The sequence below is a fragment of the Micromonospora noduli genome (genome assembly GCF_003264365.1).
GTDB lineage: Bacteria > Actinomycetota > Actinomycetes > Mycobacteriales > Micromonosporaceae > Micromonospora > Micromonospora noduli.
Genome location: NZ_PYAK01000064.1, coordinates 1 through 22,807 on the forward strand (window position 1 = coordinate 1; position 22,807 = coordinate 22,807).

Sequence of the window (22,807 nt, forward strand, 5' to 3'; positions counted from 1 at the left end):
GGACGCGGCGGCCCGGGCGGCGGCCGCGAGGGTCGGCAGGTCGTCCACGCCGACCCGCAGCGCGCCGCCGAACACGCCGGTGGCGGCCCCGTCGAGGGCGTCCAACGCGCCGGCGTCGACCACCTGGCCGCGCTCCTCCCGCACGGCGGTCCGACCGGGCACCGGCGGGTCGCCGAGGACCAGCGCCACAGTGGGACCCACCGGGCTGGTGGCCAGGTGCCGCAGTACGGCGGTGTGCGCAACCAGGTCCGTGCCGGTGATCAGCACCGGGGCGGTCGCGGTGGTGACCAGGTCGGACAGCTCGTCGAGGTTGGCGGCGAAGCGCACCTCGTCCGCCCCGGCCAGGCGCAACTGGGCGGCCAGCCGGTCGGCCAGCGGCTCTCCGGTCGCCGTGGTCAGGCCCGCCGCGGGCGTCCCGGCGGCGAGCACGATCGCGAGCGTCACCGCGGGACCGCGGCGTGGTACGCGTCGAGCGCCTCGGCGATGGTGCCGTCGAGCGTCAACCGGCCCGCGTCGAGGTACAACCCCCGACGGCAGAACCGGGTCAGGTCCTTTTCGTTGTGTGACACCAGCACCAGCGTGCGCCCCTCCCCGAGCAGACGATCAATAGTCGCGTAACACTTCTTGCGGAACTCCGCGTCCCCGACCGCGGTCACCTCGTCCATCAGCAGGATCGGGTGCGGCAGGTGCGAGATGATCGCGAAGCCCAGCCGCACCTTCATTCCCGACGAGTAGTGCCGCACCGACGTGTCGATGGCCCGTTCCACCTGCTCACCGGCGAACTCGACGATCTCGTCGAAGTGCCGCTTCAGGTAGCTCGTCGACAGTCCGTGCAGCCCACCGACCAGGTGCAGGTTCTCCCGCCCGGTCAGGTCGTTGGAGAAACCGGCGGACAATTCCAGCAACGGCGCCACAGCGCCGTGCACCCGGATGCTGCCCTCGTCCGGTATGAGCACCCCGGCGATCAGCCGCAGCAGTGTGCTCTTGCCGGTGCCGTTGCGCCCGATCACCCCGACGGTCTCACCGGGCTGCACGGTGAACGACACGTCCCGCAACGGCCAGAACTGGCCGGGCAACGCGCCGCGGGCGCCCCGGTGGATGAACAACTCGCGCAGCCGCAGCTGGCGGCGACGATTGCGGACGAACCGAATGCCCAGGCCGTCGGCCTCGATGATCGGCGCGGCCACCTCAGAGCTCCTTGAGCACGGCGGGCTCCAACCGGCGGAACGACCACCAACCGGCGGCCAGCACCAGCAGGCTGCCGACGATCGTGGTGGCGAGCAGCCGGGCGTCCGGGAACTCGTCCGGATACCAGATCGCGTGGTGCAGCTGGAAGATCCCGACCAGCGGGTTCAGCTCGTACACCACCTTCAACCAGCCGGGCAGCCCGGACTCCCGGACCAGGCTGAGCGGATAGATGATCGGCGTGGCGTAGAAGAGCACCCGGATGATCAGCCGCATCAGCCGTTCCACGTCGCGCATCAGCACGTTCCACGCGGACAGCAGCAGGGCGAGCCCGGTCAACAGGACGGCCTGGACGGCCACCGCCAGCGGCAGGGAGAGCAGCGACCAACCGGGGTGGATCCGACCGTGCACCGCGTAGATCACCGCGATGGCGATCAGGATCGGCAGGCCGGCCGCGTACTCGGCGAACCGGCCGGTGACCCGGCCGATCGGAAAGACCTGACGCGGCACGTTCATCGTGGTGATCAGCCGGGACTGGCCGGTCAGAGCGTTCGTCGCCTCGCTCAGCGCCGAACTGGTCCACATCCAGGCGAAGATGCCGGTGATCAGGAACAACGGGTACGACCCGGCCGCCTCACCGAGGTGCCGACCGGTGTCCCGGGAGTAGAGCACCCCGAAGACGAACCAGTAGATGGCGCCCATGCCGAGCGGCTCGATCAACGACCAGAAGTAGCCCAGCACGGACTGCTGGTACTTGACCGCGAGATCCCGCCTGACCAGGATGCGCAGCGAGTTGCGGTGCGACCACAACGCCGCGACGCCAGAGGTCACCGCAGCCTCCCGCCTCCTGAAACGGACGACAGGTTAGCAGTCGGTGAACGATTGCCCCGAATCGACCGGACTCAGCACTCGATCACGTTGACGGCCAGACCGCCGCGCGCCGTCTCCTTGTACTTGACCTTCATGTCGGCGCCCGTCTCCCGCATGGTCTTGATGACCTTGTCCAGCGACACCTTGTGCACCCCGTCGCCGCGCAGCGCCAGCCGGGCGGCCGTGATCGCCTTGATGCTAGCCACCGCGTTCCGCTCGATGCAGGGGATCTGCACCAGGCCACCCACCGGGTCACAGGTCAACCCGAGGTTGTGCTCCATCCCGATCTCGGCCGCGTTCTCCACCTGCTCAGGGGAGCCACCGAGTGCCTCGGCCAGCCCCGCCGCCGCCATCGAGCACGCCGAACCGACCTCACCCTGGCAGCCCACCTCGGCACCCGAGATGGAGGCGTTCTCCTTGAACAGCACACCGATCGCGCCCGCCGTCAGCAGGAACCGCACCACACCCTCGTCATCGGCGTCCGGCACGAACCGGGTGTAGTAGTGCAGCACCGCCGGAATGATCCCGGCCGCGCCGTTGGTCGGCGCGGTGACCACCCTGCCCCCCGCGGCGTTCTCCTCGTTCACCGCGAGCGCGAACAGCGTCACCCAGTCCATCGCGTGCAGCGGGTCGGCCGTCCCGGCCTCCGCCTCCAGGCCACGCCGCAGCTCCGCCGCGCGCCGCCGGACCTTCAACCCCCCAGGGAGTACGCCGTCCCGCTCGCAGCCGCGCTGCACGCACTCCTGCATCACCCGCCAGATCTCCAGCAGACCGGCCCGGATGTCCGCCTCGCTGCGCCAGGAACGCTCGTTGGCCAGCATCACCTCGCTGATCGACAGCCCGGTGCGGGTGGTGACGTCGAGCAGCTGCGCCCCGGTCAGGAAGGGGTACCGCACCACAGTGCTGTCCGGCTTGATCCGGTCCGCCCCGGCCGCCGCCTCGTCCACCACGAACCCGCCACCGACGGAGTAGTAGGTGCGGCTGCGCAGCTCGGCGCCGGCCCCGTCGTACGCCACGAAGGTCATCCCGTTCGGGTGGTACGGCAACGACCGGCGGCGGTGCAGCGTCAGGTCCCGATCCGGGTCAAAGTCGATCTCGTGCGCGTCGAGGATGTTGAGCCGCCGCTCGGCCCGGATCCGCTCGACCCGAGGACCGACGGTGTCCGTGTCGACAGTCTCCGGCGACTCGCCGGCCAACCCGAGCAGCACCGCCGGACCGCTGCCGTGGCCGTGCCCGGTGGCACCCAGCGAGCCGAACAGCTCGGCCTGCACCCGCGCCGTGTCGCTGAGCAGCCCGTCGGCCTTCAGCCCGCCAACGAACGTCCGCGCGGCCCGCATCGGCCCCACGGTGTGTGAGCTGGACGGCCCGATACCGACGCTGAAGAGGTCGAAAACACTGATCATGGCTGCGCTTCCTCGCCGTCGTCCCGGCGTACGGGACCCGGACGGGTCGTGACCGCCGGTCTGGCGGCCCCGCTCATGACCGTCCGGGGTATGGGGTGCCGGCCCTCCGGGGTGTGGAAGGCCGATCAATCAGCCTACCCGCCCAGCTCACCGCCCACCCGGTCCGGGACGTGAACACCCGACCACCGTCTCTCCCGCCCGGCCCCGACTCCCCCAGGCCGGCTGCGGCGGGCGGGGCGGGGAGGCGTCAGCGGAGGGCTGCCCGGGTAAAGCACCTACGGGTCCACGGGTTGCCGCTCCTCCTCGGGACCGAGGGCGAGGTGGCCATCCCTTTCTACCGTGGATTGCAGACGCGGCGCACCGCCGCAGAGTGGGAGTACGACGATGAGTCGCAAACTGGTCCGGCCCCGCGAGGGGCGCATGATCGCCGGTGTCTGCGCCGGCCTCGGACGGCGGTTCGGCATGTCGGCCGGAATGGTCCGGCTGCTGTTCCTGCTGTCGCTGCTGCTGCCCGGCACGCAGGTGATCGTCTACCTGATCCTGTGGGTGCTGATGCCGAACGAGGACCGCTACCTGGCGTCCACCGGCCACTAATCTCGCCCCGCGCACCCCACGTAAGCAGATCTTGGACAGTTTCCGTCACGCGCTGACGGAAACTGTCCAAGATTGCTCGTATCGCGGCCACACCGACACCTCAAATCCGGCAGATCGGTGGCCGGAGACCGGCTTGGGCCGCAGGCCCCCGCGGGGCACCACGGAAGCGCCCGCTCCGACGAGAGTCGGGGCGGGCGCTTCGGCGTACGGGGGCAGGTCAGGGGGCTATGTAGGTGACCGTGATCTGTTGGTAGCCGAGGGAGCGGAGCAGCCCCTCCAGCATCTTGCGGGTGTTCTCCTCGGCTCGGGCGGAGAGCCCGCTGTCCCGGGCGGCGGCGGTGATCCGGTCCTCGGCGAGCTGGTAGACCTGCTGCTGCCGGTTGGGGTCGTTGCCGACCAGGTCACCGAGTCGGTTGAGCAGACCGCGCTCCTCGGCGAAGACGTAGCTCTTCTCCATGTCGAGGTTGGTCTCACCGAGCTGCGGCGCGGGCAGCTTGATCTCGACGGACTTGCCGTCGGTGGACTGGACGACGGCACCCTCACCGATCTTGGTGAAGTCGACGTACGCCTCGACGCTGCCGGCCCCGACGAACAGGGTGCGCTCGTTGAGCAGGAAGTCCGGAACGTTGCGCCGGTCGTTCTGCGTGTCGACCACGACCTGGAAGTTGCCCTCCGCGGCCACGTAGCGGCTGAGGTCCTGGATCGACTTCAGCAGCGGTGGCTGACTGCGGTCGGTCTGCTCCTTGGCGAACGGGTTGCGGAACTCCGGCAGGATGCCGGTCGCCTGAATGCCGAGCAGGACGACCACGGCCAGCGCGGCGGCGCCGAGCAGCAGGAGCAGACCTCGGGCCGCCCCACCGCCACCACCACCGCCGGGGCCGTCGCCACCGCCCGTCGGGCCACCGGGACCACCGGGGCCTCCAGGCCCGCCGGGGCCAGCAGGCCCACCGGGACCGGCCGGCTCACCGGGGCCACCCGGCGTATCCGTGGTCCAGTCGGGTGTCGCGGTCGACCGCGCCTTGAGATCGTCACCGGTCGGGTAACCGGGAAACTCTCTCGTGGGCTCGTTGCTGCCAGCGTCGCGGGCCATCACGCTCACCGTCCTCGTCAGACACGTCGTCTGTCAATGACGGTACGGCCCCGATACGACAGGCGCGCGGCGAGCGCCAGGAAGCGACAAACGAGCAGGTCAGGCGAACGCGGAGAGCCCGGTGAGCCGCTGCCCGATGACCAGTTGGTGGATCTCGGAGGTGCCCTCGTAGGTCAGCACGCTCTCCAGGTTGTTGGCGTGCCGCATCACCGGGTACTCACCGGAGACGCCGTTGGCGCCGAGGATGGTGCGGCACTGCCGGGCGATGGCCAGGGCCTCCCGCACGTTGTTCAGCTTGCCCACGCTGACCTGCTCGGGTCGCAGCCGCCGGGCGTCGGCGAGCCGGCCCAGGTGCAGCGCGAGCAGTTGCCCCTTCACCAACTCGACGGCCATGTCGGCGAGCTTCGCCTGGGTGAGCTGAAAGCCGGCCAGTGGGCGACCGAACTGGGTGCGGCTGCTCGCGTACGCCAGGGTGGTCTCCAGGCAGTCTCGGGCCGCACCGACCGCGCCCCAGACGATCCCGTAGCGGGCCTCGGTGAGGCAGCTCAGCGGCGCCTTGAGCCCGACCGCCTCGGGCAGTTGGGCGTCGGCCGGGAGCCGGACGTCGTCGAGCACGATCTCGCCGGTCACCGACGCGCGCAGCGACATCTTGCGGCGGATCTCCCGGGCCGTGACGCCGGGAGTGTCCATGGGTACGGCGAAACCCCGCACGCCCTCGTCGGTGCGCGCCCAGATCACCGCGACGTCCGCGATCGGGGCGTTGGTGATCCACATCTTCCCGCCGGTGAGCACCCAGTCGTCGCCGTCGCGGCGGGCCCGGGTGGCCATCGAGGCGGGGTCGGAGCCGTGATCCGGCTCGGTCAGGCCGAAGCAGCCGATCGCCTCACCGGTGGCCATCGGCGGGAGCCACCGTTGCTTCTGCTCCTCGCTGCCGTAGCGCCAGATGGCGTACATGGCGAGCGATCCCTGCACGGAGACCAGGGAACGGAGGCCGGAGTCGCCGGCTTCCAGCTCCTGGCAGGCCAGCCCGTAGGCGACCGCGGAGGCGCCGGCGCAGCCGTAGCCGGTCAGGTGCATGCCGAGCAGGCCGAGCTTGCCGAACTCGCGGGCCAGCTCCCGGGCGGGAACCTTGCCGTCCTCGTACCAGTCGGCGACGTGGGGTCGCACCCGGTCGTCGACGAGTTGGCGGACGACGTCACGGATCTGCCGCTCCTCCTCGCTGAGCGACGGGTCCAGGTCGAGCAGGTCCAGCGCAGCGGTCATGGACGCCACCCTAACGAAGGTTCAGCGCGGGAAAGAAGGGCTCGTCACTCGATGGGCTCGGAGAGCACCAGCACCCGCGCGTGGATCTGGTTGCGCTGCTGGAGGGCGGCGCGCAGCGCCCGGTGCAGCCCGTCCTCCAGGTAAAGCCCGCCGTTCCACTGCACCACGTGCGGAAAGAGGTCACCGTAGAAGGTGGAATCCTCGGCGAGGAGCTTGTCCAGCGCCAACTCGCGCTTGGTGGTGATCATCTGATCCAGGCGCAGTGGCCTCGGCGGGATCTCCGCCCACTGCTTGAGCGTCAGATTGTGCTCCGGATAGGGACGCCCGTCCCGGACCGCTCTGAAGATCACGACGGCACGCTCCCCTCCCCGTGGCCGGGCCGACCGACGGCGCCGAGCCGGGCCGCGGCGGGCACCGCGCGGCGCGGCACCGATGACCGTGCCAGCCTAGCCGCCCAGCGCACGCTACGTTCTGCTCCCTGATGTCAGTTTCGCTACCGCTCGTCCGATCCTCAACCGGACGAACGGGACGTCGGCGTCAGTTCCACCGGCCGCGCCGCACGACCTCGTCCATCGGGCGACGTCCACGGCGCAAAGATGGTGACCGATGGTCGGCCGCACGGTAACCGATTGTGACGGCGCCGATGGGTTGGTACTCCGCCGGCACGCCGAACGCGTCCCGGTACGCGGCGAGCCGCTGCGGCGGAATGCCGAAGAAACACGCCCCCAGCCCCTCGTCCACAGCGGTGAGCAGCATCAGCAACGCCGCGAATCCGGCGTCCACGTGCCAGTACGGCACCGGCCAGCGGTCCGTGGACTGATCCGTCCAGCCCTTGTCCGGCTCCGCGTACCGCCGCAGGTAGGCCGACTCGTTGGCGTGCGGCACCACGATCAGGGGTGCCCGGCGCATGCCCGCGAGCCAGCGCTCCCGCCCACCGCCGTCGGGGGTGGTGGCGGCCCAGAACCGGTCCCGATCGGCCAGTTCCTCCAACACCAGGAAGCCCCAGCCCTGGGCGAAGCCGGCCGACGGCGCGCGGACCGCGTGGTCGAGCAACCGGTCCACCACGTCGGGCGGGACCGGGCGGTCCGGGTCGTAGTTGCGCACCATCCGCCGTCGGCGGACGACCTCGGCGAACTCCATCAGGCGCCGGGGCGGATGCCCCAGGCACCTCGCCAGGTAGTGCCGGGCTTGAGGGTGAGCAGGTCCTTACCCGACCGGAACGCATCCGGTGGGCAGGTCATCGGCTCGATCGCCACCGAGCGGCGGTGCCGTTCGCCGGTGAGGGCGTCCCCGGTGAACACCTGCCACCAGCCGAACTCGGCGTCCGCCCAGATGCTGACCCCGGCCGAACCGTCCGGAGCGGCGAGGCTCACCGAGGAACCGCCGTCGGCGTCCCGAATCACGTCGCCGAAGCAGGAGTCCAGCACTGCCGCGCCGATCCGGCGGGGGCTGGTCCAGTCGTACTCGGTGCCGGCCACCGGGGTCACCCCCACCGGCAGCAGCCGACCGTCCACCAGCACCCGGCTCCGGGTGGGCAGCCGCAGCACCAGGTCGTCCACCGCGACACCCGGCAGTTGCAGGTACGGGTGCACGGAGAAGCCGAACGGGGCCAGCTCCCCGCCGATGTTTGTCACCTCGTGCTCGGCGCGCAGCCCGTCGGCGTCGACGCTCCACCGGCTGCGCAGCCGCAGCGGCCACTGGTAGCCGGGCTGCGGCGGCAGGTCGTAGCCGACCGTCACGGCGTCCGCCGACTGCTCCAGCAACTGCCACGGCACCCAGTTGACCAGCCCGTGGATGGCCACGTGCCGCTCCGGCTCGGTCAGTGCGAGCTGGTGCGTCCGCCCGTCGAACGAGTAGCGACCATCGCGGATCCGGTTCGGCCAGGGTGCCAGCACCTGCCCCGTGCAACCGGGGCAGACCTCGTCGGTCTGGTACCCGTCGAGCAGGTCGACACCGTCGTGCCGGTACGTCCGGAGCCCACCGCCGACCTCCACGATGACGGCCTCGTGGCCGGCGGCGGAGATGGTCCACTGGGCGCCGGAGAACGGGCGCGGATCGGGGCTTTCCATGCCGGCGACCCTAACCGGTCAGGTCCGGTTGTCGCTCGACGCCGTCGCCGCCCGGTAGCGCAGCAGCGCCGGGAACGCGACAGCGAGCACCACCACGAGCACCGCGGAGGCGAGCCCACCGGCCACCCAGGCCACCCCGCCACCGAACCCGGCGGCCATGGTGCCGGCGCGCAGATCACCCAGGCGTGGGCCACCCGCCACCACTACCGTGTTCACGCCCTGGAGCCGGCCGCGCATCCGGTCCGGTGCGTAGACCAGCAGCATCGACTGACGCAGCACCGCGCTGATCAGGTCGGCGGCGCCGGCCACGGCGAGCAGCACGACCATCAGCCAGAGCTGGTGGGCCAACCCGGCGGCGGCGATCGCCAGGCCCCAGCCGACCACCGCGAGCACCAGGCCGAGCCCCTGCCGGCGGAGCCGTCCGATCCAGCCGGAGGTCAACCCACCGATCATCGAGCCGATCGCGATGGCGCTGTAGAGCAGACCGACCGCGCCACCGCCACCGAAGCGCTCGTGCGCGATCTCCGGAAAGAGGGCCCGTGGCATGGCGAGGATCATCGCGATCAGGTCCACCCCGAAGGACAGCAGCAGAACCGGGGTGGTGGCCAGGTAGCGGAACCCGTCGACGACACTGGCCAGACCGGCACGCCGGGCCTGGCCGTCGGCGGTGGGCTCGGGCGGGAGCGAGGGCAGCCGCAGCGCGGCCCAGAGCATCGCGGTGAACAGCACAGCGTCCAGCCCGTAGGCGATCGGCAGGACCACAGTGGTGTCCGGCGAGGCGGAGAGGATCAGGCCGGCGGCGAGCGGGCCGGCGACCGAGGCGGCGGTGAAGGTCGTGTAGTTCAGCGTGGTGGCGGACGCCACCAGGTCTTCCGGCACCAGCCGGGGCAGCATGGCGCTGCGGGCCGGCGAGCTGATCGCGAAGGCCACCGACTGCAACGCCATCAACGCCAGCAGCAGCACCGGGCTGCGCACGTCCAGCACCGCCTGGAGCAGCAGCCCGAGAGTGGATGCCCAGAGCAACAATGAGCCGCCGAGCAGCACCGCACGCCGGTCACGGGCGTCGGCGATCGCGCCGCCCCAGAGCCCGAAGACCAGCAACGGTACGAAGGCAGCCACGCCCAGCAGGCCCACCCAGAACGAGTCCCGGGTCAGGGCGTACATCTCCACCGGCACCGCGACGGCGGTGAACTGGAAGCCGAACATCGCCACTGTGTTGCCGAGCCAGAGCCGGCGGTACGCCGGAACCCGCAGCGGGCGCACGTCGATCGCCCAGCGGCGCGCGGCGCGCGGCCGGGTCTCCCGCACACCCGTCACGGCGCCAACCGCTCGACGATCCAGCCACCCTCGTCGAGGCGACGGAAGCGGAGCCGGTCGTGCAATCGGCCGGCCCGGCCCTGCCAGAACTCCACCGACTCGGGTTGGACCCGCAGTCCGCCCCAGTGCGACGGGGTCGGGATCTCGGCCTGGTCGGCGAACCGCTCGGCCACCTCCTGGTACCGCTGCTCCAGCGCCGCCCGACCCGACACCACCTGGGACTGCGGGCTGGCCCAGGCACCCAGTTGGGAGCCGCGCGGCCGGCTGGCGAAGTACGCCTCGCTCGTGGCGCGGTCGACGTGCGCCACCCGCCCGGCGACCACCACCTGACGCTGCATGGGAAACCACGGAAAGACCAGGCTGGCGTACGGGTTGGTGGTCGCCTCGACGCCCTTGCGCGACAGGTGGTTGGTGAAGAAGACGAAGCCCTCCGGGTCGTACCCCTTCAGCAGCACCGTCCGTCCGCTCGGCCGGCCGGCCGAGTCGGCGGTGCCCACCACCATGGCGTTCGGTTCGGGTAGCCCGAAGGCCACCGCGTCGGCGAACCAGCTGTCGAACTGGGTGTGCCAGTCGACGGCCAGGTCAGCCTCGGTCAGGCCCAGGTCCGCGGCGTACTCGTTACGCATCGCGGCCGGGGCGGGTGTGTCGCCCGTCACGTCCCCACTCCTTCTCGGGGGCCCCACCAGCACCCTCCCGCGCTGACCAGCCCGCCCTGCCCAGTCTCACTGAGCCGGACGGAGAATGCGCGTCCGGGGATGTCGCGTGCAGCACAGTCGCAGCGGGTCGCGTATCCCTTACTCAGCAGGCAGTATGTTGCGAACACATCCCTGAGGGTCGCCTAAGGCGCTCGGCCGATCGGGCCGGATGAGCGATCGGGCGCACCGACCAGATCCAGGAGAGCGACATGGCCGATTTCAAACCCGGGCTGGAGGGCGTCGTCGCCTTCGAGACCGAGATCGCCGAACCTGACCGTGAGGGCGGTGCGCTGCGCTATCGCGGAGTCGACATCGAGGATCTGATCGGCCAGGTGTCGTTCGGCAACGTGTGGGCACTGCTGGTCGACGGCCGGTTCGGGCCGGGCCTGCCGCCGGCGGAGCCGTTCCCGGTGCCGGTGCACTCCGGTGACATCCGCGTCGACGTGCAGTCCGCGGTCGCCATGCTGGCCCCGTACTGGGGTCTCAACCAACTGCTGGACATCTCCGACGAGCAGGCCCGTGAGGATCTCGCCCGGGTCTCGGTGACCGCGCTCTCCTTCGTCGCCCAGTCCGCCCGCGGCCTCGGCCTGCCGGCGGTGCCGCAGAAGGAGATCGACAAGGCGCAGACCATCGTCGAGCGGTTCATGAAGCGCTGGCGCGGCGAGCCCGACCCGCGGCACGTCAAGGCCGTCGACGCGTACTTCATCTCGGCCGCCGAGCACGGCCTGAACGCGTCCACCTTCACCGCTCGCATCGTCGCCTCCACCGGGGCGGACGCGGCTGCCTGCATCTCGTCGGGCATCGGCGCCCTCTCCGGCCCGCTGCACGGCGGCGCCCCGTCCCGGGTGCTCAGCATGCTGGAGGCGGTGGAGCGCAGCGGCGACGCCGAGGGCTACGTCAAGGGCGTCCTCGACCGGGGCGAGCGGTTGATGGGCTTCGGCCACCGCGTCTACCGTGCCGAGGACCCGCGCGCCCGAGTGCTCCGGCGTACGGCCAAGGAGCTGGGCGCGCCGCGTTTCGAGATCGCCGAGGCGCTGGAGAAGGCCGCCCTCGCCGAGCTTCAGGCCCGCCGCCCCGACCGGGTGCTGGCCACCAACGTCGAGTTCTGGTCGGCAGTGGTGCTGGACTTCGCCGAGGTGCCGGCGCACATGTTCACCTCGATGTTCACCTGCGCACGGATGGGTGGCTGGAGCGCCCACATCCTGGAGCAGAAGCGCCTGCAGCGGCTGGTCCGCCCGTCCGCCCGCTACATGGGCCCGGAGACCCGCAAGCCGTCCGACGTCGAGGGCTGGGCGGCCATCCCGCACGGCGTCTGAGCTGGTAGACAAGGGCCCCTCCTCGACGCCGGACGTCGATGAGGGGCCCTTCTCGTCGGTTACCGGAGCCGACTGTGGCGAAGGACTCAGACCGACCGCCGGGACCCAGCCCATCGCCGTCCGGCCCGGGTGCGAGGATGAGGGCCGGCAGTGTCGCCGGGCCCGCCCTCGCCCTTGCGGAAGGATCTTCAAGACCGTGGCTGACGCACCGATCATCCGGATTCCCGATGAGATCAAGCCCGCCGATGGACGCTTCGGCTGCGGCCCGTCCAAGGTCCGCCCGGCGGCGGTGTCCGCTCTCGCCGAGGTCGCGACCACCTACCTCGGCACCTCGCACCGGCAGAAGACGGTCCGTGACCAGGTGGCCCGGCTGCGCTCCGGCATCGCCGAGTTCTTCTCGCTGCCCGAGGGCTACGAGGTGATCATCGGCAACGGCGGCACCACCGCGTTCTGGGAGGTCGCCACCTTCGGCCTGATTCGCGACCGGGCCCAGTTCGCCAGCTTCGGCGAGTTCGGCGCCAAGTTCGCCAAGTCGGTCAAGGACGCCCCGTTCCTCGGTGAGCCGACCGTCCGCAAGTCCGACGCGGGCAGCGCCCCGACCCTGGTCGCCGAGTCCGGCGTGGACGCGTACGCGACGCCGCAGAACGAGACCTCGACCGGTGTGGCCGTCCCGATCAGCCGGGTGGCCGGTGCCGACGAGGGCGCGCTGCTCCTGGTCGACGCGACCTCCGGCGCGGGTGGCCTGGAGGTCAACGTCGGCGAGACCGACGTCTACTACTTCGCCCCGCAGAAGTGCTTCGGCTCCGACGGCGGTCTCTGGCTGGCCCTGATGTCCCCGGCCGCACTGGACCGGGCCGCCGAGATCAAGGCGTCCGGGCGCTACATCCCCGCCTTCCTCGACCTGGTCACCGCGATCGACAACTCGCGGCTGGAGCAGACCTACAACACCCCGGCGCTGGCCACCATCTTCCTGGCCGCCGAGCAGACCGACTGGATGAACGCGCAGGGCGGGCTGTCCTGGGCGGCGAAGCGCACCGCCGAGAGCGCCGCCGCGGTCTACGGCTGGGCCGAGCGGTCCAGCGTGGCCACCCCGTTCGTCACCGACCCGGCTCTGCGCTCCAACGTGGTCGCCACCATCGACTTCGCCGACTCGGTGGACGCCACGGCGATCGCCAAGGCGCTGCGTGCCAACGGCATCGTGGACACCGAGCCCTACCGCAAGCTCGGTCGCAACCAGCTGCGGGTGGCGCTGTTCCCGGCCGTCGAGCCGGCCGATGTCGAGGCGCTCACCGCGTCCATCGACTACGTGGTCGAGCGACTCTGACGTTCGGTCACGGTCGGTGTCCGTTGGGGCCTCCACGGACACCGACCGTGATCATCGCCGCAGCTCAGTCACGACATGCGGGGTGTCGCTTCCCCCACCCCGAGGCAGATGCGCGTACGGTGGTCCGAGACGCCTGGGTGGCCGACTCGTGGCGTGCGGTCAGCGAAGCGGGACGGAGGCAACGCTATGCGCCCAGTACGCTTCGTCGCCCTCTCCGAGGACGGCCAGGCCCTGGTGCTCGCCGACGAGGTGGGGCGACTCCTCGCCCTGCCGATCGACGAACGCATCGCCGGCGTGATGCACCCCGAGCCGGGTGCCCCGCCGCTCGCTGTGGCACCGAGCACCGTCGATCCGATTCCCTCACTGTCTCCTCGGGACATCCAGGCCCGCATCCGCTCCGGTGAGTCCGCGGAGGATGTCGCCCGCATCGCCGGGGTGCCGGTCGACCGGGTGCTGCGCTATGCCGGCCCGGTGTTGCAGGAGCGGGCGATGCTCGCCCAGCACGCCCGCCGCACCCGCCTCAAGGGCGCGGAGAAGCCAACCCCGCTCGCCGAGGTGGTCAACGGCCGGCTGAGCCAGCACGGCATCGACACCGAGAAGATCTCCTGGGACGCGTACCGGCGCGACGACGGCACCTGGCGGATCATCGCCACCTGGCCGTCGGGCAAGGCCACCGCGCAGGCCATCTGGGACATGGACAAGGCCCGGCAGGTGGTCACGCCGCACGACGACATGGCGCAGTACCTGTGCGCCGAGCGGCCGACGCCGATCCTCGGCCAGGAGCCGGCACCGGAGCGGACCGGGCACGCCCTGCCCGGTCCGTCGCGTGGCGAGCCGAGCCGTGGTGGGCACGGGTTGCCTGCAGCGTCCGAGCACCCGCGCCAGGGCCGCGATCCGATCCGGGCGGGCCGTGACGCGCTGCTCGCCTCACTGGACCGCCCGCTCGGCGGCTCGTCGGGCCGTGGCCTTGAGCCGCGCACCCCGGCTGCCCTTGCCGGGTCGGACGCTCCTCGGCAGCGGCCGGTCGGCGGGGGTGCCGCCGCGCTGCTCGGCGGCGGCCAGGGGTCGGCCTTCGACGACGACTCGGACGCGCCCAAGGAGGTGCCGGCCGTGCCGTCGCTGGCGGTGCTGCGGCCCCGTAGGACGGCCGCCGCGGCAGCCTCCGGCGAGTCCACCGACGCCAACGGCAAGCCGCGTAAGCGGTTGCCGAGCTGGGACGACGTGCTCTTCGGCAGCGGCCCGGCCGCCCGCGAGTCTTCCTGACGCTTCGCGTTGACGGGTGACTGTCGCCCGTCAACGCGAGCGTTCGGACCTCACCGGATGTCTCCGGCCCCTTCGCGATGAGGGGCGGCGACCCCGCGTACGGCCTCGGCGACGGCACGGAAGTCCTTCTTGAGGATCGCACCGTGGTTGCTGGCGACCTTCGCCCCGATGGTGATGTGCGGGTTGCGGGCGGTCACCGCGTCGAGGCTGGTGCGGATCTGCTCCTGTTCGTCCCCGCGACTGCCGAGGGACGTTCCCGAGGCGACCACGTACCGCACCGGGACGCTGATGGCGTCCAGCACCGGGCCCAGTTCGCGCTCGCGGGAGAGTTCGCCGAGTTCGATGTTGCTGTCCGCCATCTGGTCGGCATTCATCCGTGGGGTCAGGCCGGTCGGGCGGAGCAGCGGCATGAAAAGGTTCATCCGTCGGAACATCTTGCGGATCCGTTGCGCCATGGCCTCGTCGAGCCAGTCGTGCGGGAACGCGCCGTCGACCAGGACCGCCCCCAGGGCACGCTCCGGGTTCCGGTTGGCCCAGTGCGCCCCGACCACCGCTCCGTAGGACCAGCCCACCAGCACCGCCCGGGCCACTCCCCGGGCGGCGAGCACGGCGTCGACGTCCCGGACGGCCGCTTCGAACGAGTAGTCGGCTGAGCGCTTCGACTTCCTGCCGCGAGCCCGCTCGTCGTAGGTGATGTGCCGGAATTCGGTGCCCAACTCGGCGATGACCCGCCGCCAGTAGCCCTGGGTGGCGAACTGGCCGTTGAGGTAGACCACTGGGATGCCGGGGCCGCCGGTGTCGGTGACGGCCAGGGCCGTGTCGTCGACCGGCACCATGCCGGTCCACGCCGAACTGGTCGAGGACATGCTGTTGTTCGTCATCTCGATCGGTCCTTTTCAGAGGCTGCGGGCGTTGATGTCGCCCTGCAGGGTGCTGGCGTGGATGTCGAGTTCGACGGTGCCGTCGTTCTTGAGGGCGTTGCTGACGCGGCCGTGTCCGGTGCCGGCGTCCAGGGCGGCCGATACGCCGGCCGCCGCCGCGACCGAGATGTCGCCGGACTGGGTACGGAGGACGACAGTGCCGCGCATGGCCTCGGCGACAGTGATGTCACCCCGGGCGGTGCTGATCTCGGCGGGGCCGTTGAGCCGGCCGACCTCGACGTCGCCGTCGATCGCGCTGAGGCGAACACTCGCTGCCTCGTCAATCTTGATTTTCCGGTACGCCCCGTCGAAGGCGACGTCGCCGAGGCGGCCGACGCCCCGAAGCTCGGCGCTGGCGGCCCTGGCCTCGAGGTGGGAGCCGGCGGGCATCCGGACGGTGACCTCCAGAGAGCCGGAGGGGCCGACGAGCTTGTTGATGGGGGGTGCGGTCGTGATTCGCAGGACGCCGTCGGCGTAGGAGACGGTGGTCTGCTCGGCGGCCCTCGTGTCGCTGCTCTTGGCGGGGTCGGCCGGAAGGACCTCGACGGTGGTGTCGGCGCGGTCCGCGGCGATGAGCTGGATGCGTCCGGCGGGGATGTCCAGGACGGCGGAGATGGGGGCGGGTGTGTCGAACGTCTGCATCGTGCTCTCCCAGGTTGGCGCGTGTTTCCGATGTGGGAAACGCTACGTTGCTTTCCAATTTCTGCAACTGCCTCGTTGCAGCGAAGCGACGTTTTAGCTGTTCAGAATTGTGCAATCGTTGCAACGGTCCTGGATCTAATGCAACGCTATTCCGGCCCTCGTTGCATTGACGTGTGGGTTAACGCTATGGTGGCGGGGTCGGGGGCCGCCGCCCTACGGGACCACGAGGGAGATCGCGATGCCGGGAGGCAGGCTCACCCAGCAGGAACGCCAGCAGATCGCGCTGGGGCTGGCCGACAGCCTCGCCTACGCCGAGATCGCCCGACGCCTCGACCGTCCCACATCGACGGTCACGCGCGAGGTGATGCGCAACGGCGGCCCCACCGGTTACCGCGCCGACCTGGCCCACCACGCGACCGAGCGCCGCGCCCACCGGCGCAGGCCCGCCCCTTCCCGAGGCGCCGAGGCAGCCCCCCGACCGGACGGACGCGACGCCCAGGCCGTGGCCGACTACGAGGAGGCGTTCACCACAGTCCTCATGGCCTCCGGTCTGAACAAGATGGGCGCGCGAGTGTTGACCAACCTGTTCCTCACCGACTCGGGCAGCCTCACCGCGTCTGAGCTCGCCCGGAGCCTCCAGGTCAGCCCTGCGTCCATCTCCAAGGCGATCACCTTCCTGGAGAGCCAGAGCCTCGTCCGCCGCGAACGCGACGAACGCCGCCGCGATCGCTACCTCGTCGACGACGAGCTCTTCTACCAGGCGACGATCGCCAGTGCCCGGGCCAACGACCATCTCGTCGCTATCGCACGCCAGGGTGTCGCTCTCCTCGGCGCGCACACCCCCACCGCCGCCCGACTGGAGAACATCGCCCGTTTCCTCGACTTCATCAGCGAGAGCATCACCCGCGCCGCCGAACAGGCCCGCGAGCTTCTCCGCAGCGGGCCTTCCACAGCGGCCAGCCACGTGCCGCCGGGTCACAGCGACCAGGCGGCGATCCGCTCGTAGCGCGGCCGGCCGCCGCCGAGGTGGCTGCGCACCAGCAGCAGCTCCGACGCCGGCCACGATGGCCCTTCGTACCCGTCCAGGCTGGCCCGGTCGGCCTCGACGTCGGCCGGGTCCATCCGGTCACCGGGCCGGGCGACGGTCAGGTGCGGCCGAAACGGCTTCTCGTCGCACGGCAGCCGGCCGTGGCTCAGCCGGGACCGAATCAGCCCGGCCAGCACGTGCAACGCCTCGATCTCCCCGCGCAGGTCCACCCACAGCACCGCGGATCGGCCCCCGCCGAACCGGCCACCGCCGCCGAGACTCAACCGGGGTGCGGCACCTCGGTCGTCCCGGAACCGCTCGGCGGCCAAGCCGAGCGCACTCTCCACCTCGACCAGCCGGTCAGACTCGACGGCGCCGAGGAACGCCACAGTGAGGTGCAGGTCGGCCGGGTCGGCGAGCCGGACGTTGACGCCAGCGGCGGTCGCCGCCGCGACGCGCAGACGGGCGACCTGTACGCCAAGGTGATTGACCGCTTCGACGGACGGGCGGACCGCGACGAAGAGTCGCACAGCGTGCGGCCGCTCAGCGGTGCCGCTGCCGAAGCCCAGCCCGCGCCGCCGGAAGGGCCAGCCCGGCGGCGTGCAGCACGCCCTCCACCCGGACCCGCTCGATCTCCTGATCGACGCCCTCCAGCTCGGCGAGGTGCTCGGCGATGCCGAGGGCGCGACAGGCGAGACGAAGCCGGTCGTCGTACGCCTGGAGCAGCGCGCTGTGCCAGACCATCGATCGGCCGCCGCCGCCGATCCGCTGACCGCCGAGGCGGCGCAGGTCGGCGGCGAGCTGCTCCAGCGGCCGGCGGTCAACGCTGTCGAACTCACTGAGGTCGATGTCCCGGGTCAGCGCGTCGGCCTCGATGGCGCGGTCGAGACGGGCGATCGTGCGCTTCTCCCGTCGGCGGTCACGCCACTCGGACCAGCCGCAGACCACCCGGTCGACGATCTCGTCGTAGCAGAAGATCAGGGCGAATGCCGCCGGCAGCGTGGCCACGGCGAGGAACGCCAGGGCCAGCATCAGCGCGCGTCCGACTCCCACATATCGACGCTAAGCCCCACCGTGCCACCCCGCCACCGGTTTCGCCGCATCCGCGCGATTCGCGCAACCGGACGCGGCCGGCGCTGGTGGTAAACCTCAGCAGTCGGTGGAGGTGACGTAGAAACGGGGCATCGGCAGCACCCGGAAACGCAGCCGGGCACCGGAGTGGCGGAGCTGCCAGGTGAGCGCGACCACCGCGGCGGCCAGCGAGATGAGCCCGCCCATCCAGATGCTGGCACCGGCACCGTAGTGCTCGGCGACCCAGCCGATCAGCGGCGCGCCGACCGGGTTGGTGCCCAGGAACACCAGCACCCACAGGGCCATCACCCGTCCCCGGAAAGCCGCGTCGACGCCCATCTGGATCCGCTGGTTGGCGGCCTGGGCGAAGAAGACCATGCAGAAGCCGGTCGGCACCAGCAGCGCCACGACCAGCCAGTACGCCGTGGAGAGGCCGACCAGGGTGCCGAAGCTGGCGCAGGCGATCGCCGCGCCGAGCACCAGCCACACCGACGGACGGCTACGGCGGCCGGTGCCGCTGAGCGCGCCGCCGAGCGCGCCAACGGCCAGCGCCGTGCTGAACAGGCCGAAGGAGGCGGCGCCGGTGTGGAAGACCGTCTTCGCCAACGCGGCCAGGGTGAGCTGGAAGTTGAACAGCGACATGCCGATCACCGACATGATCGCCATCGGCAGCAGCAGGTCGGGGCGGCGCCACACGTACCGCAGCCCGTCGACGACCCGGGCGGACGCCCGCTCGTCGCGGGGCAGCAGGGCGTCGCGGTGCAGTTCGGTCGTACGCATCCGGACCACGTTGACCAGGGGCGCGACCGAACTGAGGGCGGTGAAGAGGAAGACCGGGCCCACGTCGAACGCGGCGATGGCCAGGCCGGCGACGGCCGGGCCGACGATCCGGGCGGAGTTGAACACGGCGGCGTTCAGCGACAGCGCGTTGGGCAGCAGCGGCGTGCCGACCAGTTCGGAGACGAACGCCTGCCGGACCGGGGTCTCCACCGCGTTGGCCGTGCCGAGCAGGGCGGCGAAGGCGAAGACGTGCCAGAGCTGCACCAGGTCGGTGAGGACCAGCACCGCCATGCCGAGCGCCAGCAGGCTCCAGAAGGCGTTGGCGGCGAAGAGCAGCACCCGCTTGTCGTACCGGTCAGCGAGCCGGCCGGAGAGCAGGGTGAGCAGGAGCACCGGGGTGAACTGGCAGGCGGTGACCACGCCGAGCGCGGTCGCCGAGTTGTTGGAGAGCTCGAGGACGAGCCAGTCCTGGGCGATGAACATCATCCAGACGCCGATCAACTTGATCAGCTGCCCGGATGCGAAGAGGCGGTAGTTGCGGACCTGTAGGGACTGGAACATCGTGCTCAGCTTCGCCTGCACTCTTGGTGCGCCTCCTCCGGACGTACGCGTCATCGACACGTGACGGCACGGACCCGGTGGCGCGGGTGCGGCTCAGGCGCGAGCGAGCTGCTGAAGAATCTCGGCGGCCCTCTGCAGGGTCTCCCGTTCGTCCTCGTCGAGTGCGGCCAGCCGGTGGGCCAGCCACTCGTCGCGGGCCCGCTCGAACTGGTCGAGCACGGCCTGCCCTCCTTCGGTCGCCGCGAGGATGACCTGCCGCCCGTCGGTCGGATGGGGTGTCCGCCGCACGAGGCCGCGGTCCTCCAACTTCCCGACGATCTTGGTCATCGTCGGCGGCTGCACCCGCTCCACGTCGGCCAGCTCCCGGGGTGTCATCGCGCCCGCCAGCCGCAGGCTGGTGAGCGCGGAGACCTGGGTGACCGTGAGGTCGCCGACCGGTCGGGCCTGTCGGACCCGTCGGTTGAGTCGGGTGATCGCATCACGCAGCTGGGGAGCCAGCTGCGCCGGTGGCACGCGTTCCGCCGTCACCGTCCGCTCCGTCACAGTAGTTAGCTTAACTAATGAGCCTGGCTAACGACATCCGTTATGACCAGGCTCACGAGGGGATTCAGATGGTACGGGCGGGGAATCCTGATCGACTCCCCGCCCGGACGTGCCTCAGAGCACCAGGGACTCGATCGGCCCACGCAGGAAGTACAGCACGAACAGCGCGGCCACCCCGTATAGCAAAGGGTGGATCTCCCGGGCCTTGCCCCGCGCCAGCTTGACCACCACGAAGGTGATCAGACCAGCGCCGATCCCGTTGGAGATCGAGTAGGTGAACGGCATCAACACGATGGTGAGGAACGCCGGAATGGCGATCTCGTAGTCGGACCAGTCGATCGTCCGCACCGCTGTCATCATCAGGAACCCGACCACCACCAGGGCCGTCGACGCCGCCTCGAACGGCACGATCACGACCAGCGGCGCCAGGAACATCGCGAGCAGGAAGAGCGCGCCGGTGACCAGGTTGGCCACGCCGGTCCGGGCGCCCTCCGCGACACCGGCGGCGCTCTCGATGTACGACGTGTTGCTGGAGGTGCTGGCCGCACCACCGGCCGCCGCCGCGATCGAGTCGACCAGCAGGATCTCCTTGGCCTTCGGCGGGGTGCCCTGCTCGTCGAGCAGGCCGCCCTCCTGGCCGACCGCGACCATCGTGCCCATGGTGTCGAAGAAGTCCGTGATCAACAGCGTGAAGATGAACATCAGCACGACCAGCCAACCGGCCCGGCCCCACGAGTCCAGCACGTTGAACTTGCCGAGCAGCGACAGGTCCGGCAGGTCGACCACCGACTTCGGCAGCTCCGGCACGTTCAGCGACCAGCCCTTCGGGTTGGGCTGACCGTTGACGAACGACGGGCCGATGTTGCCGATCGCCTCCACGATCACCGCCAGCACCGTCGAGGCGAGAATGCCGATCAGGATCGCGCCCTTCACCCGACGGACCACCAGCACCAGCGTGATCAGCAGACCCACCACGAAGACCAGCATCGGCCAGCTCACCAGCTTGCCGCCGATGCCCAGGCCGACCGGAACCGTGGTGTTGGCATCATCCGGGATGCGCCGGACGAAGCCGGCGTCCACCAGGCCGATGATGGTCAGGAACAGACCGATGCCGACGCCGATCGCGCTCTTCATCTGGGTCGGCACCGAGCGGAACACAGCGGTCCGCAGACCGGTCAGCACCAGCACCGCGATGATCAGACCCTCGATCACCACCAGGCCCATCGCGTCGGCCCAGGTCATCTCGGGGGCGATCTCGTACGCCACCAGGGCGTTGACACCCAAACCGGCGGCGAGCGCCAGCGGGAACCGGCCGACCACGCCCATCAGGATGGTCATCAGGCCGGCGACCAGCGCGGTCGCGGCAGCCAGTGCGGGAATCGGGAGGCTCTTGCCGTCACCGTCGACGGCGCCGCCCAGAATCAGCGGGTTGAGCACCACGATGTACGCCATCGTGAAGAAGGTCGCCAGGCCACCGCGTACCTCACGGCTCAACGTCGAGCCACGGGCGGAGATCTCGAAGAAACGGTCGAAACCGTTACGCGGATGAGCGGGGTTGGGAGGTGTGCCGTTCTCGGGCGGCGCTACGGCCATCAGGTCCTCGCAGGTGATCTTCCAGTTGTCGCGCGCATCGTCCCAGATCGTCGGTGGGCAGGGGAAGTAGATCCCGTACGCTTGCCGAATGCCGAACGAGCAGCCACCGCGGCCCGCACCACTGGATCCGCCGATGGTGCCGTTCGCCCTCGCCGGGTTGATCGCGTGGGCGGTGGCCGGGCTGGTCCTGCTGATCTTCTTCCGGGGCTGGCTGACCGACCACGGTCACCAGAACTGGCTCTGGACCTGCCTCGCCGGTTTCCTGTGGGGTTTCCCGGGCCTCGCCGTGATGATGCGGCACGACGCCAACCGACGCCGCCGTCGCGCGAGGTGAGCTGGCCGCCGCGCCGGAGCACTCCGGCGCGGACGATCAGGAGTGCCCGTACGGCTCCGCCGGCTCAGCGGCCTCCACCGAGCCCGGAGCCCGGCTGACCGACATGGCCTCCACAGCGCTGTCGTCGTACACGGTGGGCAGCTCGTCGACAGCGGTCTCGGCCGCCTCGATCAACGTCTCGGAGTGCGCGCCGCACCCGTGATCGGCGCTCACCACCCGGCCGTCGTCCGGAGCGTAGAAGTTGCCGCACGCCCCGAAGGCCTGCCGCATCGCACCGGCCAGCGGCAGGTAGAAACCGCAGGTGCCGCAGCGGGCGGCGGACGGTGCGGCGGTCGAGATGGCCGCGGCGGGGCCGTGGTCACCTTCGTACCAGCGCTGCGCCGTGTCGATGCGGCCCTCGCGGGAGAGCACGCGGGCGCGCCCGAGGCCCAGCTCCCACGCCGTCTCCTCGACAGCCGGGTCGTCGGAGAGCAGGTAACCGGGGACCAGTCGATCGTCGTCGGGCGAGGTCGGGAGCAGGTCACCCGGACCCAGGTCGCCCGGCTTGAGCCGCTCCTGCCACGGCAGCCAACCGGGCGCGAGCAGCGCGTCCGGGCCGGGCAGCAACACCGTCTCGCAGATGGTCACCGTCTTGCTGCGCGGCACCCGGGTGACGGTGACCGCCCACCGCCAGCCGTTGTAGCCGGCGAGGCGACATTCGAAGTAGTGGGTGACCAGCCGATCACCCTCGGCCACGACCTGCAGGTGGTCGCCGACATCGTCGGCGTCCACCTCGGTGATGCCGGCGCGGGCCACCTCGACGGCGGCGGCGCAGACCTGGTCGAGACGGGCGGCACGGGTGGAGGCGGGCCTGGTCACCCGACCATTGTTCCCCATGCGCCTCGCAGGGGTGACAGGGACTCCCGGGGAACCTTTCCCAGCGGTGGTGCGGCGTACCCGGATCAGAT

Annotated in this window: 24 protein-coding genes and 1 pseudogene; 6 read left to right on the top strand and 19 right to left on the bottom strand. The window is 70.8% G+C overall.

The genetic code is table 11. From position 1 onward, the window contains the following. The 4 genes and pseudogenes from GUI43_RS28965 to GUI43_RS28980 form a co-directional block, all read right to left on the bottom strand. Nucleotides 1–444: pseudogene (locus GUI43_RS28965) on the bottom strand (CDP-alcohol phosphatidyltransferase family protein); the annotation flags it as partial. Further along, nucleotides 441–1,187 carry an ABC transporter ATP-binding protein gene (locus tag GUI43_RS28970; protein ID WP_112581808.1) on the bottom strand — a complete coding sequence of 249 codons (747 nt, stop codon included), beginning with the start codon at nt 1,185–1,187 and terminating at the stop codon, nt 441–443. The gene GUI43_RS28970 and the pseudogene GUI43_RS28965, both read right to left, overlap by 4 nt. Nucleotide 1,188: 1 nt before the next feature. Then, on the bottom strand, nt 1,189–2,016 hold the full coding sequence (locus GUI43_RS28975) for an ABC transporter permease (RefSeq protein ID WP_112581809.1): 828 nt from the start codon (nt 2,014–2,016) through the stop codon (nt 1,189–1,191). A 71-nt stretch (nt 2,017–2,087) separates the two neighbouring features. Beyond that, a complete protein-coding gene (locus tag GUI43_RS28980; RefSeq protein ID WP_112581810.1) occupies nt 2,088–3,458 on the bottom strand; it encodes an L-serine ammonia-lyase in 1,371 nt (456 codons plus the stop codon). 384 nt (nt 3,459–3,842) lie between these two features. On the opposite strand from GUI43_RS28980, the gene GUI43_RS28985 reads away from it, so the two are divergent. Beyond that, on the top strand, nt 3,843–4,052 hold the full coding sequence (locus tag GUI43_RS28985; RefSeq protein ID WP_030486383.1) for a PspC domain-containing protein: 210 nt from the start codon (nt 3,843–3,845) through the stop codon (nt 4,050–4,052). A 217-nt stretch (nt 4,053–4,269) separates the two neighbouring features. Here GUI43_RS28985 and GUI43_RS28990 read toward each other — a convergent pair whose 3' ends face one another. From GUI43_RS28990 to pdxH, 7 genes are all read right to left on the bottom strand, one after another. Beyond that, a complete protein-coding gene (locus GUI43_RS28990) occupies nt 4,270–5,142 on the bottom strand; it encodes a DUF4230 domain-containing protein (RefSeq protein ID WP_112700220.1) in 873 nt (290 codons plus the stop codon). Nucleotides 5,143–5,241: 99 nt separating this feature from the next. Next, nucleotides 5,242–6,405, bottom strand: a complete 1,164-nt coding sequence (locus GUI43_RS28995; RefSeq protein WP_112581882.1) for an acyl-CoA dehydrogenase family protein — start codon at nt 6,403–6,405, stop codon at nt 5,242–5,244. A gap of 44 nt (nt 6,406–6,449) precedes the next feature. Next, nucleotides 6,450–6,755, bottom strand: coding sequence for a type II toxin-antitoxin system VapB family antitoxin (locus GUI43_RS29000; protein WP_030329612.1), 306 nt, complete (start codon nt 6,753–6,755; stop codon nt 6,450–6,452). A gap of 187 nt (nt 6,756–6,942) precedes the next feature. Continuing rightward, the gene (locus GUI43_RS29005) at nt 6,943–7,545 is read right to left on the bottom strand and encodes a nitroreductase family protein (protein ID WP_091395235.1); all 603 of its coding nucleotides are present in this window, start codon (nt 7,543–7,545) and stop codon (nt 6,943–6,945) included. Then, a complete protein-coding gene (locus GUI43_RS29010; RefSeq protein WP_112581812.1) occupies nt 7,545–8,474 on the bottom strand; it encodes an aldose 1-epimerase family protein in 930 nt (309 codons plus the stop codon). Before GUI43_RS29010 ends, GUI43_RS29005 begins: the two co-directional genes overlap by 1 nt. 18 nt (nt 8,475–8,492) lie before the next feature. Beyond that, nucleotides 8,493–9,791: an MFS transporter gene (locus tag GUI43_RS29015; RefSeq protein WP_112581813.1), complete on the bottom strand. Its 1,299-nt coding sequence runs from the start codon at nt 9,789–9,791 to the stop codon at nt 8,493–8,495. Continuing rightward, nucleotides 9,788–10,417 (bottom strand): pyridoxamine 5'-phosphate oxidase, encoded by a 630-nt coding sequence (pdxH, locus tag GUI43_RS29020; protein ID WP_170158799.1) that lies wholly within the window; start codon nt 10,415–10,417, stop codon nt 9,788–9,790. Before pdxH ends, GUI43_RS29015 begins: the two co-directional genes overlap by 4 nt. Nucleotides 10,418–10,695: 278 nt before the next feature. On the opposite strand from pdxH, the gene GUI43_RS29025 reads away from it, so the two are divergent. From GUI43_RS29025 to sepH, 3 genes are all read left to right on the top strand, one after another. Continuing rightward, on the top strand, nt 10,696–11,802 hold the full coding sequence (locus GUI43_RS29025) for a citrate synthase 2 (RefSeq protein WP_091395245.1): 1,107 nt from the start codon (nt 10,696–10,698) through the stop codon (nt 11,800–11,802). Nucleotides 11,803–11,998: 196 nt separating this feature from the next. Beyond that, the gene (serC, locus tag GUI43_RS29030; RefSeq protein WP_112581815.1) at nt 11,999–13,126 is read left to right on the top strand and encodes a phosphoserine transaminase; all 1,128 of its coding nucleotides are present in this window, start codon (nt 11,999–12,001) and stop codon (nt 13,124–13,126) included. A gap of 186 nt (nt 13,127–13,312) precedes the next feature. Next, a complete protein-coding gene (gene sepH, locus GUI43_RS29035; RefSeq protein ID WP_112581816.1) occupies nt 13,313–14,389 on the top strand; it encodes a septation protein SepH in 1,077 nt (358 codons plus the stop codon). Between the two features lie 50 nt (nt 14,390–14,439). On the opposite strand, the gene GUI43_RS29040 is transcribed toward sepH, so the two are convergent. Both GUI43_RS29040 and GUI43_RS29045 read right to left on the bottom strand, forming a co-directional pair. Further along, a complete protein-coding gene (locus GUI43_RS29040) occupies nt 14,440–15,270 on the bottom strand; it encodes an alpha/beta fold hydrolase (RefSeq protein WP_112700221.1) in 831 nt (276 codons plus the stop codon). 15 nt (nt 15,271–15,285) lie between these two features. Beyond that, a complete protein-coding gene (locus tag GUI43_RS29045; protein ID WP_112581820.1) occupies nt 15,286–15,951 on the bottom strand; it encodes a DUF4097 family beta strand repeat-containing protein in 666 nt (221 codons plus the stop codon). Nucleotides 15,952–16,189: 238 nt separating this feature from the next. Between GUI43_RS29045 and GUI43_RS29050 the strand changes: the two genes are divergently transcribed. Then, the gene (locus GUI43_RS29050; protein WP_112581821.1) at nt 16,190–16,957 is read left to right on the top strand and encodes a helix-turn-helix domain-containing protein; all 768 of its coding nucleotides are present in this window, start codon (nt 16,190–16,192) and stop codon (nt 16,955–16,957) included. Here the strand turns inward: GUI43_RS29050 and thpR are convergent. From thpR to GUI43_RS29075, 5 genes are all read right to left on the bottom strand, one after another. Continuing rightward, nucleotides 16,927–17,508: an RNA 2',3'-cyclic phosphodiesterase gene (gene thpR, locus GUI43_RS29055; protein ID WP_112581823.1), complete on the bottom strand. Its 582-nt coding sequence runs from the start codon at nt 17,506–17,508 to the stop codon at nt 16,927–16,929. The two genes, GUI43_RS29050 and thpR, sit on opposite strands and share 31 nt — an antisense overlap. A 13-nt stretch (nt 17,509–17,521) precedes the next feature. Further along, nucleotides 17,522–18,031, bottom strand: coding sequence for a hypothetical protein (locus tag GUI43_RS29060; protein ID WP_112581824.1), 510 nt, complete (start codon nt 18,029–18,031; stop codon nt 17,522–17,524). A 96-nt stretch (nt 18,032–18,127) separates the two neighbouring features. Beyond that, nucleotides 18,128–19,411 carry an MFS transporter gene (locus tag GUI43_RS29065; RefSeq protein WP_091395267.1) on the bottom strand — a complete coding sequence of 428 codons (1,284 nt, stop codon included), beginning with the start codon at nt 19,409–19,411 and terminating at the stop codon, nt 18,128–18,130. Nucleotides 19,412–19,483: 72 nt separating this feature from the next. Beyond that, nucleotides 19,484–19,933 carry a MarR family winged helix-turn-helix transcriptional regulator gene (locus GUI43_RS29070; RefSeq protein ID WP_030486369.1) on the bottom strand — a complete coding sequence of 150 codons (450 nt, stop codon included), beginning with the start codon at nt 19,931–19,933 and terminating at the stop codon, nt 19,484–19,486. A 114-nt stretch (nt 19,934–20,047) separates the two neighbouring features. Then, nucleotides 20,048–21,526, bottom strand: coding sequence for an NCS2 family permease (locus GUI43_RS29075; RefSeq protein ID WP_112603990.1), 1,479 nt, complete (start codon nt 21,524–21,526; stop codon nt 20,048–20,050). An 88-nt stretch (nt 21,527–21,614) separates the two neighbouring features. Between GUI43_RS29075 and GUI43_RS29080 the strand changes: the two genes are divergently transcribed. Further along, nucleotides 21,615–21,860 (top strand): DUF2530 domain-containing protein, encoded by a 246-nt coding sequence (locus GUI43_RS29080; RefSeq protein WP_091395273.1) that lies wholly within the window; start codon nt 21,615–21,617, stop codon nt 21,858–21,860. Nucleotides 21,861–21,896: 36 nt separating this feature from the next. Here GUI43_RS29080 and GUI43_RS29085 read toward each other — a convergent pair whose 3' ends face one another. Further along, nucleotides 21,897–22,736 carry a DUF3027 domain-containing protein gene (locus GUI43_RS29085; protein WP_112581830.1) on the bottom strand — a complete coding sequence of 280 codons (840 nt, stop codon included), beginning with the start codon at nt 22,734–22,736 and terminating at the stop codon, nt 21,897–21,899. Nucleotides 22,737–22,807 lie beyond the last annotated feature (71 nt).